At 70.2% G+C, this 15945-nt stretch carries 14 protein-coding genes; 9 read left to right on the top strand and 5 right to left on the bottom strand.

The genetic code is table 11. The features are described 5' to 3' along the window. Nucleotides 1–153 precede the first annotated feature (153 nt). A complete protein-coding gene (locus OX958_RS07180) occupies nucleotides 154–915 on the top strand; it encodes a carbonic anhydrase family protein (protein WP_270136383.1) in 762 nt (253 codons plus the stop codon). Nucleotides 916–946: 31 nt separating this feature from the next. Then, nucleotides 947–1567 (top strand): carbonic anhydrase family protein, encoded by a 621-nt coding sequence (locus OX958_RS07175; protein WP_270136382.1) that lies wholly within the window; start codon nucleotides 947–949, stop codon nucleotides 1565–1567. 55 nt (nucleotides 1568–1622) lie between these two features. On the opposite strand, the gene OX958_RS07170 is transcribed toward OX958_RS07175, so the two are convergent. Further along, nucleotides 1623–1823: a hypothetical protein gene (locus tag OX958_RS07170; protein ID WP_270136381.1), complete on the bottom strand. Its 201-nt coding sequence runs from the start codon at nucleotides 1821–1823 to the stop codon at nucleotides 1623–1625. Nucleotides 1824–2008: 185 nt separating this feature from the next. On the opposite strand from OX958_RS07170, the gene OX958_RS07165 reads away from it, so the two are divergent. The 5 genes from OX958_RS07165 (at nucleotide 2009) to OX958_RS07145 (ending at nucleotide 8336) form a co-directional block, all read left to right on the top strand. Beyond that, nucleotides 2009–3649 (top strand): DNA repair helicase XPB, encoded by a 1641-nt coding sequence (locus OX958_RS07165; RefSeq protein ID WP_270136380.1) that lies wholly within the window; start codon nucleotides 2009–2011, stop codon nucleotides 3647–3649. A 53-nt stretch (nucleotides 3650–3702) separates the two neighbouring features. Then, nucleotides 3703–4260, top strand: a complete 558-nt coding sequence (locus tag OX958_RS07160) for a DUF1360 domain-containing protein (protein WP_270136379.1) — start codon at nucleotides 3703–3705, stop codon at nucleotides 4258–4260. A 326-nt stretch (nucleotides 4261–4586) separates the two neighbouring features. Beyond that, nucleotides 4587–5384 carry a phosphatase PAP2 family protein gene (locus OX958_RS07155; RefSeq protein WP_270136378.1) on the top strand — a complete coding sequence of 266 codons (798 nt, stop codon included), beginning with the start codon at nucleotides 4587–4589 and terminating at the stop codon, nucleotides 5382–5384. 50 nt (nucleotides 5385–5434) lie between these two features. Beyond that, nucleotides 5435–7444 (top strand): HelD family protein, encoded by a 2010-nt coding sequence (locus tag OX958_RS07150; RefSeq protein WP_270136377.1) that lies wholly within the window; start codon nucleotides 5435–5437, stop codon nucleotides 7442–7444. Between the two features lie 16 nt (nucleotides 7445–7460). Next, nucleotides 7461–8336 carry an RNA polymerase sigma-70 factor gene (locus OX958_RS07145; RefSeq protein WP_270136376.1) on the top strand — a complete coding sequence of 292 codons (876 nt, stop codon included), beginning with the start codon at nucleotides 7461–7463 and terminating at the stop codon, nucleotides 8334–8336. A 2-nt stretch (nucleotides 8337–8338) separates the two neighbouring features. Here the strand turns inward: OX958_RS07145 and OX958_RS07140 are convergent, their stop codons facing one another. From OX958_RS07140 to OX958_RS07130, 3 genes are all read right to left on the bottom strand, one after another. After that, nucleotides 8339–9934 (bottom strand): hypothetical protein, encoded by a 1596-nt coding sequence (locus tag OX958_RS07140; protein WP_270136375.1) that lies wholly within the window; start codon nucleotides 9932–9934, stop codon nucleotides 8339–8341. Continuing rightward, the gene (locus OX958_RS07135) at nucleotides 9931–10926 is read right to left on the bottom strand and encodes a hypothetical protein (RefSeq protein ID WP_270136374.1); all 996 of its coding nucleotides are present in this window, start codon (nucleotides 10924–10926) and stop codon (nucleotides 9931–9933) included. Before OX958_RS07135 ends, OX958_RS07140 begins: the two co-directional genes overlap by 4 nt. Nucleotides 10927–10999: 73 nt before the next feature. Then, nucleotides 11000–12193 carry an MFS transporter gene (locus tag OX958_RS07130; RefSeq protein WP_270136373.1) on the bottom strand — a complete coding sequence of 398 codons (1194 nt, stop codon included), beginning with the start codon at nucleotides 12191–12193 and terminating at the stop codon, nucleotides 11000–11002. 103 nt (nucleotides 12194–12296) lie between these two features. Between OX958_RS07130 and OX958_RS07125 the strand changes: the two genes are divergently transcribed. Next, nucleotides 12297–12611, top strand: a complete 315-nt coding sequence (locus tag OX958_RS07125) for an ArsR/SmtB family transcription factor (protein WP_270136372.1) — start codon at nucleotides 12297–12299, stop codon at nucleotides 12609–12611. 132 nt (nucleotides 12612–12743) lie between these two features. Further along, a complete protein-coding gene (locus OX958_RS07120) occupies nucleotides 12744–14972 on the top strand; it encodes an outer membrane protein assembly factor BamB family protein (RefSeq protein WP_270136371.1) in 2229 nt (742 codons plus the stop codon). Here OX958_RS07120 and OX958_RS07115 read toward each other — a convergent pair. After that, nucleotides 14956–15840: a Gfo/Idh/MocA family protein gene (locus OX958_RS07115; protein WP_270136370.1), complete on the bottom strand. Its 885-nt coding sequence runs from the start codon at nucleotides 15838–15840 to the stop codon at nucleotides 14956–14958. The two genes, OX958_RS07120 and OX958_RS07115, sit on opposite strands and share 17 nt — an antisense overlap. Nucleotides 15841–15945: the final 105 nt, after the last annotated feature.

The following is a 15945-nucleotide window of genomic DNA, read 5'->3' as shown; positions in this document are numbered from 1 at the left end:
ACCATGGCCCAGGCGGCCCGACCGGTCTCCGGTGACGCCGATGCGCCGGACGCGGAGGCTGCGCGCAGTTTGCCGAGGTGACCGGCGTACCGTCTCGGGCGGGTGTCTGAGGCACCCGCCCGACCATCTTCGCGCCCGAGTACGGAGTTCTTCGTGTCCCTGTCTGTGTCCCGTCGTGCCGTTCTGTTCGGAGTACCGGCGACTGCTGCCGCCCTGGCGTCACCGGGGTTGCTGTCCAGCGCTTCGGCGCAGCTCCCGCAGCAGAGTCCGATCGACATCCGCACGCTGCACGCCGTCAGCAGCCCGGCGCTGCCGGCGCTGCACGTCCACTACCCGCACGCGCTCGACCTGGCGGTGCACTACGAGAGCAAGGACGGCGGTCAGAGCGGCGGCTGTGAGACGCGGACCGCCGAGGAGACGGTGCTGGCCGAAATTCCGGCCGGAGCTGCTTGGGTGACGGTGGGCGGGGTGCGGTACGACCTGGTCAACTTCCACTTCCACACCCGCTCGGAGCACCGGCTGAACGGCCACCAGTTCCCGCTGGAGCAGCACTTCGTGCACAGCGGCCCGGCCGGGGAGAAGCTGGTCATCGCACTGTTCATCACCACCGGCGGCTTCGGCAGAACGCTGCAGGACAGGGTGCTCGCGACGGTGCCGGAGGAGTGCGACGAGGATGTCCACATCTCGCGCGCCAACCTGGCGAGCGCGCTGCCGCGGGACCTGTCGAGCTACCGCTACCAGGGCTCGCTGACCACCACGCCGTTCACCGAGCCGGTCTCGTGGTTCGTCCTCAACCACATCCGCCAGATCCTCCCCGCCTCGCTGGCACACTTCCAGACCCGCTTCCCGGACGGCGACAGCCGCACCCTGCAGCCCCTGAACGGCCGCACCGTGAAGTACCGCGCCCAGCACTGACCCGCACCAGCGAGTCGGTTACCTTTCACCCGTGCCGCAGAGCCCGATCAACATCCACACCATTCACGCGGTGGACAGCCCGGGTCTGCCCGCTCTGCGGGTTCACTACCCGTCGGCGCTGGACCTGTCGCTCCGGTACGAGAGCAAGGACCGGACCGTGCTTGCCCCGATCCCGGCCGGCGCGGCGTGGATCACGCTCGGCGGGGTGCGGTACGACCTGGTCAACTTCCATTTCCACACCTTCTCCGAGCACCGGCTGAACGGGCGGCAGTTCCCGTTGGAGCAGCACTTCGTGCACAGTGGGCCGAACGGCGAGGCGCTGGTCATCGGGTTGTTCATCACGCCCGGCGGCAAGGGCGGGACCTTGCAGGACCAGGTACTGGCAGCGGTGCCGGAACAGGGCGGCCCGGAGATTCCGATCCCGCGGGCCGACCTGGCGGGTGGGCTGCCGGACGACCTGTCGACCTTCCGGTACGAAGGTTCGCTCACCACTCCGCCGTACACGGAGGGGGTGTCCTGGCTGGTCCTCCACAGCCACCGGCCGATCCTGGCGGCGTCGCTGTACCGCTTGCAGCTCCGCTTCCCGGACGGCGACAGCCGCATGCTGCAGCCGCTGCAGGGGCGCACTGTCAACTATCGCGCCCAGCACTGAACCCAGACGACGAGAGCCCGGCCAATCGATGGCCGGGCTCTCGTCGATGGTGTGGTCAGCGCGATGCGGCCAGTGCGGCGACGGCCAGCACGAGCAGGATCGCCGCCAGGACGACGTCAGCGACGCCGCGGTGGTTGAGCCAGCGGGCTCGGAGGTGCGCCGTGGTGCGGTAGAAGAGCCCGACGGTCGGGCTGAGCGCCTCGGAGGCAGCGGCCTCGGTCAAGGCGGGGGTGGTGAGTGTGGTGCTGGCAGGCACGGGATCTGCTTTCGGTGGTGTTCGGTGGGCGGCAGTTCTGCACCCGACAGCACTACTTGCCACCTTGGGGCGGGTTCAAACGTTGGTGTGACGATCGGCACCGGACCGTGCCATTTGCAGGCAGGAGGCACAATGGAGGGTCGGGTGGGGTGTTCTGCCCGTGGCTGGTGACGGGAGAAGCTGTAGTGACCGACGGGCCGTTGATCGTTCAGTCCGACAAGACCTTGCTGCTGGAGACCGCTCATCCGGAATCGGGCGACTGCCGCAAGGCGATCGCGCCGTTCGCGGAGCTGGAGCGGGCGCCGGAGCACGTGCACACCTACCGGCTGACGCCGCTGGGCCTGTGGAACGCTCGTGCCGCCGGGCACGACGCGGAGCAGGTGATCGACGTACTGCTGCGCTACAGCCGCTACCCGGTCCCCCACTCGCTCCTGGTCGACATCGCCGAGACACTCGACCGGTACGGGCGCCTCCGGCTGGAGAAGCACCCCGAGCACGGCCTGGTCCTGGTGACCACCGACCGGCCGGTGCTGGAGGAGGTGCTCCGTTCTGCGAAGGTCAAGCCGATGCTGGGCGACCGGATCGACGACGACACCGTGGCGGTGCACCCGTCCGAGCGCGGGCACCTGAAGCAGACCCTGCTGAAGATCGGCTGGCCGGCCGAGGACCTGGCCGGGTACGTCGACGGCGAAGCGCACAAGATCGACCTGATCAAGGACGGCTGGGACCTCCGGCCGTACCAGCAGCAGGCGACCGACGCGTTCTGGCACGGCGGCTCCGGCGTCGTCGTGCTGCCCTGTGGTGCCGGCAAGACGATCGTCGGCGCGGCCGCGATGGCGCAGGCGTCGGCGACCACGCTGATCCTGGTGACCAACACGGTCTCGGCCCGGCAGTGGAAGGACGAACTGCTCAAGCGCACCACCCTGACCGAGGAGGAGATCGGCGAGTACTCCGGCGCGCGCAAGGAGATCCGCCCGGTCACCATCGCGACGTACCAGGTGATGACGACCCGGCGGAAGGGCGTCTACACGCACCTGGAGCTGCTGGACGCCCGCGACTGGGGCCTGATCGTGTACGACGAGGTGCACCTGCTGCCGGCGCCGATCTTCCGGATGACGGCGGACCTGCAGACCCGGCGGCGGATCGGGCTGACCGCGACGCTGGTCCGCGAGGACGGCCGCGAGGGTGACGTCTTCTCGCTGATCGGGCCCAAGCGGTACGACGCGCCCTGGAAGGACATCGAGGCGCAGGGCTGGATCGCGCCGGCCGACTGTGTCGAGGTGCGGGTCGACCTGGAGCAGACCGAGCGGTTCGTCTACGCCACCGCCGAGCCGGAGGACCGGTACCGGCTGGCCGCCTCGACCCCGGCCAAGTCCCGTCTGGTCCGCCGGATCGCCGAGCACCACAAGGGCGAGCCGATGCTGGTGATCGGTCAGTACATCGACCAGCTCGACGAGCTCGGTGAGCGGCTGGAGTGCCCGGTGATCAAGGGCGAGACGACGGTGAAGGAGCGGCAGCGCCTCTTCCAGGCGTTCCGCACCGGCGAGATCGACCGGCTGGTGGTCAGCAAGGTCGCCAACTTCTCCATCGACCTGCCGGAGGCGTCCGTCGCCGTCCAGGTCTCGGGCACCTTCGGTTCCCGGCAGGAAGAGGCCCAGCGCCTCGGCCGCGTACTCCGGCCGAAGGGTGACGGCCGCACTGCCCGCTTCTACTCGATCGTCGCCCGCGACACCGTCGACGCCGATTTCGCCGCCCACCGGCAGCGCTTCCTGGCCGAGCAGGGCTACGCGTACACGATCGTCGACGCCGAGAACCTCTTCGCCTGACGGACACCGAAAACAGCGGGGTAACGCGGCTCGTTTCGGGGTACTGCGGCGGCATGAACGCAGCGACGAGTACCGAGCCGTCGACGGTGGGCTGGGTCGGGCGGCTGAAGAGCGCGGCCCAGCGGCAGAGTGACGGCTACGCGCCAGAGCGCTCGCTCAGCGGATACGCGGGAGCGATCGGCGTCTTCTCGGCGTACTGCGCGGCGCTCGCGCTGGCCGGCCGGGCGACGGGACGGCGGCTGCCCGACGAGGTGCGGCCGCTGGACCTCCTGGTCGGCGCCGCGGCGGTGTTCCGGTTCAGCAAGCTGGTCTCCAGGAACACCGTCACCAGCCCGATCCGCGCCCCGTTCACCCAGTACTCCGGTCCGGGTGGCCCTGCCGAGACCATCGACGAGGCCCGCGGCGACGGCGCTCGCCGGGTGGTCGGCGAGCTGATCACCTGCCCCTTCTGCCTGTCGGTGTGGACGGCGACGACGTACACGGCCGGACTGGTCCTCTTCCCACGAGCCACCCGCACTGCCGCCGCGGGGCTGGCCGTGCTGACCGGAGCCGACCTGCTGCAACTCTCGTCGACGGCTCTCACCCGCGTCGCGACCGGAGATGACGACTGATGTCACCACTGCGCGTGCGTCCCGCCGGCGGAGCTGCCGGCTGCCTGGCGATGATCGTCTTTTCGGTCGTCGCCTCGCTCGTCCTGACGGTCGTGCTCAACCTGCTGCTGCGGTGACCGGCCGGCAGGCCGTCGCTTCCGACCTTGCGGGCGTCGCCCGGCCCGGAATGTGCTCCGCTCGTTTTTCGTTGCCCCAGACAAGGACTATCGGGCCCAGTGGACGGGGGTGACGAGACGGTCACGATCCGTGGCTAAGGGGTTGCCCAGGGCAACATCAGGGTTCCGCCTGGGCCATTCCGGAGGCTTCGACCGGTACCGTCGAGGGGTATGGGGACACAGGCACTGGAGCAGGGGGAACTGGCCGGGGAGGACGGGCGCGCGCCGTCGGGGGCCGCGCCGGTAGTGTGGCGGGTGGTCCGCGAAGCAGTGCTGCTCGCGACCATGTTCCTGGTCTACACGGCGGGCCGCCAGTTCGCGGCGAAGCACACCGGATCCGCGTTCGACCACGCGGATGAGCTGCTCTCCTGGCAACGATGGCTGCACCTGCCGGACGAGGCAGCGATCCAGCATGCGGCGCTGCAGGTGCCCAACCTGGTCGAGGGAGCGAACCTGTACTACGCCTCGGTGCACGCCCCACTGACCGCCGCGGTCCTGCTCTGGTTGAGCATCTGGCGTCCCAAGGCCTATCCCCGGGTGCGCTGGACGATCGTGGCACTGACCGGCCTCGCGCTGGTCGGGCACATCGTCTTCCCGCTGGCGCCGCCCCGGATGATGCCGGGCTTCGTCGACACCGGGCTGCGGTTCGGCCAGTCGGTCTACGGACCGGACGCCTCGGGCGGAGTGGCCAACCAGTTCGCGGCGATGCCGAGCCTGCACGTCGGCTGGGCCGCCCTGATCGCGCTGGCGATGATCCTGATCACCCGGACGAGATGGCGCTGGCTGTGGCTGCTGCACCCGATCATCACCATCGGCGTGGTGGTCGTGACAGCGAACCACTACTGGCTCGACGGGCTGGTCGTGCTGGTCCTGCTCGGCATCACGCTGCCGCTGCTGCTCCGGCCCGGGCTGCGCAGCGACAAGCCGGTAGCAGCTAAATCAGTCGCTCCGGAGCTTGCACTCAAGTAACGTGGCCGGGCTTCCCTGACCCCTTCGACCGCTGCCGCGGAGGCCCCCGCATGCCCCCTGACGATCCGATCCTCCAGGCCGAGAAGGACTACCTCAGCACGTCGCGCGCCGCGCTGGCCGTGATGCGCGACAAGACCGGCTCGCTCGAGATCGCCGGCGCCGACCCGGTCAACACCCAGTTCCTGAAGGCCGCGATCTGGCGCCGGATGAAGGAACTCGAGGACGACCCCGACGTACCGCTGTTCTTCGGCCGGCTGGACTACCTCGAGCCCACCGCCGAGAGCTTCCACATCGGCCGCCGGCACGTGAACGACGAGGCCGGCGAACCGCTCGTGGTCGACTGGCGGGCCGACATCTCGGTGCCGTTCTACCGGGCCAGCAAGACCGAGTCGATGGGCGTCGGGAGCCGCCGCCGGTTCGGTTTCACGCACGGCGAGCTGACCGCGTTCGAGGACGAGGACCTGACCAGCTCCACCGCCGTCGAGGCGCACAGCACCATCCTGGACGCCGAGATCGAGCGTCCGCGCTCCGGCCCGATGCGCGACATCGTCGCCACCATCCAGCCCGAGCAGGACGTCATCGTCCGGGCCGGTGTCGAGGAAACGATCTGTGTCCAGGGTGCGCCCGGGACCGGGAAGACCGCGGTCGGCCTGCACCGCGCGGCGTACCTGCTCTACGCGTACCGCGACCAGCTGAGCCGGGCCGGCGTCCTGGTGATCGGCCCGAACGCCAGCTTCCTGCGCTACATCGGCGACGTGCTGCCTGCACTGGGCGAGATCGAGGCGAAGCAGACCACTGTCGAGGAGATGGTGGCTCGGGTGAAGGTCGCCGGGCCGGGTCCGGCCGCCCTCGACGTGCTCAAGGGTGACGCGCGGCTGGCCGAAGTACTGCGCCGGGCGGTCTGGTCCCAGGTCCAGCTGCCCAAGGAAGCCCTGGTGGTCCCCAGGGGATCTCACCGATGGCGGGTCGCGGCGTACCAGGCCGAAGAGCTGATCACCGAGCTACGCACCCGCGGCATCCGGTACGGCGCCGGCCGGTCCATGCTGCCGCAGCGACTCGCGCACGCCGTCCTCCTGCGGATGGAGGCCGCCGGGGACTCCCCCGACGACCGTGTGCAGGACTCGGTGGCCAGAAGCCGGCCCGTGAAGCAGTACGCCGATTCGCTGTGGCCGCCGATCGATCCGGCCAAGCTGCTGTTCCAGTTGTTCACCGATCGGGAGTTGCTCGCCGAACACGCTGCCGGCGTACTGACCGAGGAAGAGCAGGCCCTGCTGATCTGGGACAAGCCGGCCCGGTCGGCGGGCGCCGCGAAGTGGTCCGTCGCCGACGCCACCCTGATCGACGAGATCGCCGACCTGGTCGACCGCACGCCCAGCCTCGGACACGTGGTGCTCGACGAGGCGCAGGACCTGTCCGCCATGCAACTGCGGGCCGTCGGGCGCCGGTGCTCGACCGGCTCGATGACAGTGCTCGGCGACATCGCGCAAGGCACGACCCCGTGGGCGACACCGTCCTGGGACGAGGCACTCGGCCACCTGGGCAAGAGCGGCGCCCACACCGAGGAGCTGACCGCCGGGTTCCGGGTGCCCGGCCAGGTGATCGAGTACGCCGCCCGCCTGCTGCCGCAGATCGCGCCCCACCTAACCCCGCCCACCGCAGTACGGCGTACGCGCGGGGAGCTGGCCATCACCCGGGTGCCCGACAGCCTGGCAGCCGCTGTGGAAACGGTCGGCCAGGTACTGGACCGGCCGGGGTCGATCGGGCTGATCGTTCCTGACGCGCTGGTCCCGGCGGCCCGCAAAGCCCTGCAGGGCAAGGGACTGAGCTTCGCCGTACTGGGCGACGAGGACGACCTCGAAGCACCGGTGGAGGTCGTACCGGCCGGGCTGGCCAAGGGGCTGGAGTTCGACCACGTCGTACTGGTCGAACCGGCCGGGATCGTCGCAGGTGAGGCCGACGAGCGGACCGGGCTGCGGCGGCTGTACGTCTGCCTGACCCGTGCGGTCACCTCACTCGCGGTCCTGCACAGCGAGGACCTCCCTGCCGTTCTCGCCGGCTGAAACGTACGCTGTCGAGGTGACCACCGACCTGGACGACGCGGCAGTCGACTTCGCCCGCGTGCGGCCGCGCTTGTTCGGGATCGCCTACCGGATGCTGAGCAGCGTCCAGGAGGCGGAGGACCTGGTCCAGGACGTCTGGCTCAAGTGGCAGCCCTACGACCGCGGCACCGTCCGGGAACCGGCCGCCTTCCTGGCCACCATGACGACGCGGCTGGCGATCAACGCGAGCCAGACCGCGCGGGCCCGGCGGGAGACGTACGTCGGGCCGTGGCTGCCCGAGCCGGTCGACACCAGCGCCGACCCGACGCTGGGCGCCGAGCGGGGCGAGGCGCTGGAGCTCGCGATGCTGGTGCTGCTGGAGAAGCTCTCGCCGACCCAGCGGGCGGCGTACATCCTGCGCGAGGCCTTCGACTACCCGTACGACCAGATCGCCGAGATCGTCCAGCTCTCCGAGGCGAACGTGCGCCAGCTGGTCAGCCGGTCGCGCAAACGGCTGGCGGACGAGCGGCGCGAGACGGTCAGCACGAGCGAGCAGCGCAAGCTGCTGGCGGCGTTCATGGAGGCCGCTCAGGAAGGCAACCTGGCCACCCTGGTCGAGCTGCTCGCCGCCGACGCGGTCAGCTACTCCGACGGCGGCGGCATCGTCCGGGCGACCAAGGTCGAGCTGTTCGGCGCCGAGGTCATCGCCAAGGTCACCGTCGGCTACGCGGGTAACTTCTGGACCGGCGCGTCGCTCAGCTTCGCGGAGTTCAACGGCGGCTGGTCGGCCGTCGTCGCCCGCGACGGCGAGGTGTTCATGGTGGTCAGCATCAGTGCCTCGTCCGCCGGGATCGACCAGATCCAGTGGCTGCTCAACCCGGAGAAGCTGACCGGATTCAGCTCGCCGAACTGAGCTCAGAAGCCCCGCGAGCCGCCTGAACGGCGAGACGACCGCCGCGACGATCCGCCGCCGCTGGACCTGGTCCGCGAGGAGTGGGACCGGCGGGACGACCCGGACCACCCGGAACTGCCCGAGCTGTTGCCGGCTCTGCTGGACGCCCAGCTGTCGAGGGCACCTCCGACGTTGTCGCCGAAGCTGCTCATCCGCGCCCCGGGCCGTCTCGCCCGCCAGCGAGCCCGCATCCGGTCCCCGGCCCGGCGAACCTCGTCATCGGGGTACCGCCAGCGCCTGCCGTCGCCCTGCGACCAGTAGCCGTCGATGTACGAACCGAGCTCCTCGCCCAGGCTCCAGTAGGGCCGGGGCGTGTTCCGCACGGTCACCATCATCACCGCCGGTTCCTGGTTGGCAGCCGCCCGAGCCGCGCACTCGTCACAGATCTCGACCTTGCGGGTCGCCCCGCCGTCAGGGGCCCAGTCCGTGTCGGTGGTGCTCGGGCCGTGCCGCGGGTCGAAGAAGCAGGGCGGTGTCGGCTCAGGCAGCGGCCGGCCGGCGCGTACTGCGTCCAGGCAGGCGATGCCGTAGCGAGCAGAGCCGAGCAGGGTCGTCACCGCTTCGGTGTCAGCGTCCCCCTCAGCCGCGTCGAGTCGGTGGCGAGCCTTCTCGATCGTGTCGAGCACATCCTTGAGCAGCTTGGACTGCTGGGGATCCGCCGAGACCGGGCGAACCGCGATCCGTTCCGACAGCGCGATGATCTCCAGGTTGAGGACCGGCCGCGCGACCTCCAGGTTCCGCTTCTCGTCGGCCCGGCGGGCCCGGCGGGCACCCAGGGCGGTGCCGCCCGCCCACAGAGCGGCCAGGCCGGCCAGGCCACCGGCGTACGGGGCGGCGTCGACGTAGAACGGCTTGTTGACCTGCTGGGCTCGTTGGACGAACCGTGCCAGCATCTTGTCGTAGGTCGGCGAACAGCAGTCGACGGCTTGGTCCACGGCACTCCCGACGTGGTACGTCGGCCCCTTGTCGGCGCGCTGCACCGCGTGCAGGCCGCGCCCGGCGGACTGGGAGGACGCGTGCGTCAGGACGGCGTACACGCCCTCGACACCGACCCGGTCGTACAGCTGGTCAGCGATCTCCTCGCCTTCCCAGGCCAGCTTGGTGGAAGTGGAGAACGAGTTGCCGGTCGGGCTGATGCTGATGGACCTGGCCGGGATCACAGCGATCCGGATCGGTACTCCGGCCGCCTTCGCCGCTTGGTCCAGCTCGGCGATCTCCGTCGAGTCCAGAGACTTCACGGCCGAATCCACCCAGATGCCGGGCTCGCCGAGCTTGGCTGCCACACCGTCCAGGTACTGCCCGGCCTTGGCCAGGGCCTTCCTGCGATCGCCCGCCCGGTCCGGCGGTGTGTACCGGACGGTCACCCTCGTCCTGGTCGGGCTCGTCCTGGTCGGGCTCGTCCTGGTCGGGCTCGTTCTGGCCGGGCTGGTCCTGGTCGGGCTGGTCTCGGCCGGGGTCGGCAGGAACGGGGTCGGAGTGGCCGCCTGAGCGGCGACACCGGGCAGGGCCACGACGGCGACCACCGCCATGGCGATGAGCAGACGACCACAACGATTCATCGCGTTCCTCCCGAGAGCCGCTGCTGGCAGGACGCGCAGACCGGGATCTCCCGGGCCCGTCCGCCCGCTGGCGTGTACATCCAGTCCGTGACGGACATCCCGTGGGCCGGGTCGAAGAAGCAGGCTGCCCGCCGGGCGGGTGCCGGGGTGCCGGCCACGAGCGCCTGGGCTTTGGCCAGCCGCCAGCGCCCGTACGCCACCGTGTCCCGTACTCCCCGCAGTCGCAGGTCGTCCGGCTCGCCGTCCACTGTCCGGCCGGCCTCGGTATACGCGTCGAGCGCCGCTTGCACATCCGTTGCCGTGTCCACGCCGTCCAGACGCACGTCGGCGGCATCCAGTTCCTCACCGAACCTGGTCACGTCCTCGCGCGCCAGCTTCCGCCGTTCGTCCAGGGTGTCCGCTTCGTCCGGCAGTACGTCGTACGACGGGCGGTAGAGCGCCGGCCCCTCGTCCTTCGCCGGGCGGCGCTTCCACCAGCGGAAGCCAAGCCCTAGCCCCGCCAAGACGACCAGTGCGACCAGCAGCGGCCACAACCAGCCTGGTGTCCCACCTGGCGAGCCAGGAACCTCCATCTGATCCAGTACGCCGTCCAGCAGCCCGGCCGGATCGGAGCGGCTGTGCTTGATCAGCTCATCGGTCAGGATCTCTTCGATCGGTGTATCGACGCCGACAGCGCTCCCCCAGCTGATCGAGCCACCGAAGATGACCAGGTAGACCCCATCGGCCCGCTGCAAGTCCACCACTGTGTCAACGAAGCGCTGGGCCGCCTCATGCTTCGTTCCCGATCCCAGGGCAGCGGCCGGGACCACCGCGATCCGGACGGCCGGCTCATACCCGGCCACTCGCTTGGCCAGCCGCTGGGCCTCCGCTGCCGGGAGCAACGACTGCTGCGTGGGATCGACGTAGACAGCCGAGGTCTTCCACCCCTCCACGACATCTGGCGGGCTCACCTCCGCCGCCATCGCGACGCCAGGAACCGCCCAAGAAGCCATGAGAAGGAGAAGACCAGCCAGCCGACGCATGCGCGCTAGCCTGCCTCAGCCGGGTGTCGGCCGGGTCAAGGGGTCAATCGGCGACGGCGACCAGCGGCTCCTCGACGGGCTCCAGCTGTTCGACCTGCTGCAGGCCAGGGTTGCGGCGCAGCGTCACCAGCAGGCCGATCACGACCAAGCCGAGCGCACCGGCGATAGGCGGCAGCATCTGGACGCCCACGAGCTTGATCACGACACCACCGGCTATCGCCGACAGGCCTGCGCCCAGGTAGATCGCTGACGCGTTCATGGCCAGCAGCAGGCCGCCGCCTTCGCCGAGCTCCAGCAGGAGATTCTGGATCGGCGGGTTGAACGCCCAGGTGAAGACGCTCCAAACGAACAAGGCGATGGCCGCACCGGCCACAGTGGTCGCGGTGAGAGTCAGGGTCGCGATGACGACGGTGAAGCCGATCAGGGTGACTGTCAGCGTCCGCAGGCTGCCGAAGCGATCGGTGGCGCGCCCACCCAGCAGGTTGCCGAGGACAGCGCCCACGCCGTACACGAGGAGCAGTACGCCGACAGTGCCGCCCTTGAGGTCAGCAGTCTCCGCCAGGAGAGGTACTACGTAGATGTAGACGCTCATGGTGGCCAGCACCGCCAGGACCGTGATGGCGAGCACTGTCTGCACCCGCCGGTCGGTCAGACCGGCGAAGCGCTCGCGCAGGCTGACAGCCGCGGGCGCCTCGACAGTCGGCAGTGCCACTCGGACCGCGAGCGTGACCACCAGACAGACGGCCGCGATCAGGGCGAACACCCCGCGGTAGCCGAGCGGCTCACCGAGCAGACTGCCCGCCGGTACGCCGAGCACCAACGCGAAGGTCAGTCCGCCGAACACCACGGCGACCGCCCGTCCACGCTCTTCCGGCGGCAGGAACCTGGTCGCGAACAGCGTCGCCGCCGGCGTGTACGCCGCCGCGCCGAGTGCCGCCACGATCCGGCCGGCGATCAGGATCGGGTAGCTGGTCGCGATCGCCGCGATCCCGTTGCCGACAGCAGCCAGCAGCAGCGCGGCGATCAGCAGCGTGCGGCGCTCCCAACGGCCCGTCAACGTCGACAGCAGCGGCGCGCCGACGGCGTACGAGAGGGCGAAGGCGGTGGCGAGCTGACCGGCCGCGGTCAGCGAGACGTGCAGCTCGGAACTGACGGCCGGCAGGACACCGGACACGACGTACGCGCTGGTGCCGACAGCGAAGGCTCCGGCGGCCAGCAAGTAGATCCGTGCGGACATGAAGCAACCTCTCGAAACGGCGGAGCCGAAGGGCCAGGACTAATTCGACGATGATCGTACTACGATCCTCATCGAACTTCGACCTTCGTCGTACTATGGCGGTATGAGCACTTCGAAGGCCCTGCCGCAGCCCGACCGCGAGGAGATCCGCGTCGAGGCAGTTCTGCAGGCACTGGGCGAGCCGGTGCGGCTGCAGATCGTCCGGGCACTGGCCGAGGTGCCCGAGGGCATCGCCTGCGGCGAACTCGCCCTGCCGGTCACTGCCTCGACCCGCGCCCATCACCTCCGCACCCTGCGCGAGGCCGGCGTCACCTCGACCCACACCGAGGGCACCAAGCGGATCAGCAAGCTCCGCCGGGAGGACCTCGAGGCGCTGTATCCGGGCCTGCTCACCGGAGTGCTGGCCGCGCCCCGCTGATGCCGGCCGGGCGATCCGGCACGGGCTGTCCCGCAACCGCAAGCCAGAGGTGCGCGGATCGAGCGGCCACCGTTGTGGTGGGACTGGCAGACTGTGGCGGTGGTGGTCCTGCGTGAACGATGGAGCGAGCTGGTGCCTGGCTCTGCGCCGCTGGCGGACGACCTCGTCGCGCGGTACGTCGAACGCACCCGCCGCGCTTATCGCGACCAGTACCTCGAAACCGTCCTGGACGCGCTCGACTCGTTGATCCAGCTCAGCACCGATCCCACCTCGGTGCGGCTCGCGGCCTGGTTCCATCGGGCGGTGCACCAGCCCGGCGGCGGACCGGCCGAGGACGCGGAGTCATCGGCCCGGCTGGCCGAACAGACCCTCCCGGCGTACGGCGTCGACCCGATCCGCATCGCCGAGGTGGCCCGGCTGATCCGGCTCACCGGCGACCTGTCGACGCCACCGACCGATTCCTACGCGCCGCCCCGCCGCGACGCCAACGGCGACGTCCTGCTCGACGCCGTCAACAGCATCCTCGCGACGGCACCCGCCCGGTACGCCGCGCACGCGTCCGAAGTACGCCGCGATGCCGGTGACCGCACTGCCGCCATCGGCCGCCGGTACGACGAGGTGCGGCTGCTGCTGGACGGGCATCTCTACCGGACCCAACTCGCCCGGCAACGGATGGGCGGTGTCGCTCGCGCCAATCTGGAGTCCGAGCTTGCCGGACTCGACAGTGAACTGCCGGCGCCGTGGCGAGGCTGGCAGCAGGCGGCGCTGGCGGCTACTGCAACCTTCTCGACAGTGGCGGCAACGGTCGCCTCGATAGCCGCAGCTGGCGCGCCCTGGCAGGTCCCGACCATAGAGCCCGAGGCTGGTTGGCCACCGCTAGCTCTGGCCGTCTTGTCTCTCATCTGTGCTCCTGCGCTCTTCCGCTCGGCCCGCAGTTCCAGCCAACGCTCACGGCTGATCGCTGGAGCAGTGGTGGCCTTCGCGGTCACAGGGCTACTCGTTGCCTGGGCGCAAGTCCCAGTGACCAATCCGGCCGTCGGTATCGGTCTCCGCGTTCCACTGGTCTTCTCCGCCCTTCTACTGCTCCTGTTAGCCGGTACGACGGCCTTGGTCGCCTCCACCTTGCGCACCAGGAACGCAAGGTTCCTGCCGTCGCGGAATCTCGGCCAGCAACTGTCCTGGCTTGCTGCGCCCGCAGTGATCGCGTTGGTGCTGCTCCTGGTCGTGCAGCCGCTGGCCAGGGGCTACGTGCTCGGCGCCAACGAGCGGTCGGAGGGTCCTCGCCGCCCCGCCGGCGAGCGGCCCGACTCGGTGCTCGACGGTGGTGTCACCTGGGTGAGCCGGACGTTGACCAGCGCAGGCGCCGAGGAGGCCGTCGGGACCAAGTACGGGATCGCTGTTCCGCGGCAGAGCGGCGTGGTGGAGATGCTCGACGCGGCCACCGGGGAGCTGCGGTGGCGCTACAGCAGGTCCGACTCGGACGAGAAGCCGGACATCGTCGCCACCGGCGACGGCGACTACGTGCTCGCCGAGTTCGCCGACGTCGGCTATCTGCTGCTGGATGCGAACACCGGCAAACGGGCGGCCGCCTGGCCGGGCGGGACGCGCGACCACAGCATTCAGCAAGCCGATCCCCTGCTGGTGGGCGAGCGGGTGTCCCGCGGTTCCGACAAGCTCCATGGCGTCGACCCGGACGGCCGCAACCGCTGGACCTTCGAGCCCGGCCGCTGCACCGACATCGGCGCGGTGGCGACCTCGGACACGGTCGTCACCTTCCTCGGGCACAGCTGCGGCTCGGAGCCCGACGAGATGAGCGGGCTCGAGCTGAAGAGCGGGAAGAAGCTCTGGACCAAGTCGACGACCGACATGTACCGGCGGCCCACGGTGGTCGGCGGGCTGGTGGTCGTGGCCGAGCCCGGTGGCGACTCCGACGTACCGGTCGCGCTGCTGGCGATCGAGCCGCGCACGGGTGAGACGAAGTGGCGCTGGCCGGTACCGCCGGGCTGGGCCTGCCGCACGTTGCTGAAGGGCGCTGGGGACCTGCTGATCGTCGTGGACTGTCCGGGCCCCGACACCCCGCAGAACATCAAGTCGGTGGTGACCGCGATCGACGCGCGGACCGGTCGGACCGCCTGGCAGCACGCGGCACCGGTGAACCCCCACGCGCGTGTGGCCGTGACCGCCGACGGCCGAGTCGTCACCCTGGCCGCCGGCGGCGACAGTTGCTGGGCCAACGTCATCGACAAGACCGGGCTGCGCCGGGTGAAGCTTCCCACCGGCATCTCGTGCAGCCGCGATCTGGTGGCGATCGGCAACCTGGTCCTCACCTCAGGACCGGCAGGGGTCATCGCCCTGCGGTGAGTTGCGCCTCGGCGGACGCCAGCAGCTCTACTACTCGGGTGCCGAAGGCTACGTCGACCGGATGCGAATCGCCGGACTCAGCGGCCGCCACCAGCTCGGTCGCCGCCAGGGCGAAGGCGTCGACCGCCGGGGTGTCGCCACGCGGCAGGATCGCGGTACCGGTCTCTCCCCAGATGCCGGTCTCGAAGTTGCTGCCGGCGGGTGGCGCCGACAGCGACAGGCTCGCCGTACTGGTCGCGCCGGACTCGTGCGTCAGGACGAGGTGGACCAGGTCGCCTTCGCCTCCGACCGCGCGGATGTCCCCGATCGGGCCGAGCAGACCGGTCAGGTTGGACAGCGCGTGCGGACCGACGTCCCAGAGCGCGCCGCGCTGCTCGCGCCGCCACGGCGATTCGCTGAACGGGTTGCCGGGAGCGTCGAGCGCGGCGAGCATCCGGGACCAGCCGCCCTTCCAGCCGCCGGTCGCCTCGATCTTCTCGAAGAAGGCGCGGGTCTCCGGCTCGAACCGGCCGGTGAAGAACACCACCGAGGCGATTCCCTCGGCGCTCGCCTCGTCGGCCAGCGCCCGGGCGTCGGCCAGCGAATCGGCGGGCGGCTTGTCCAGCAGCAGGTGCTTGCCGACGGCCGCGGCCTCCAGCGCCATCGAGGCCTGGACGGCGGGCGGTACGGCGAAAGCAACCGCGTCCACGTCGGCGAGTAACGCTGCGTAGTCGCTGTACGCGGTCGTCTTCAGGTCTGTAGCCAACGCGGCCGCTTTGGCGTCGTCACGGCCCCAGACCCCCACCAGCTCGACGCCTTCGGCGGCGTTCAGCCCGGGTCCCTGGGTCAGATTGGCCCAGGGGCCCGTCCCGACCAATCCGAAGCGCATGGCGTCCTCCATCTGAATTCCTTCTCCACCCGACCGGCTCCGAACAGGTGACGAGCCGATATCGCTTTGGCCACGACCCTAACCGGGACCCCGGGATCGGTCGGC

The sequence above is a fragment of the Kribbella sp. CA-293567 genome (genome assembly GCF_027627575.1).
GTDB lineage: Bacteria > Actinomycetota > Actinomycetes > Propionibacteriales > Kribbellaceae > Kribbella.
Note: the sequence above shows the minus strand (reverse complement) of the source record. Positions and strands in the feature narration are given on the sequence as shown.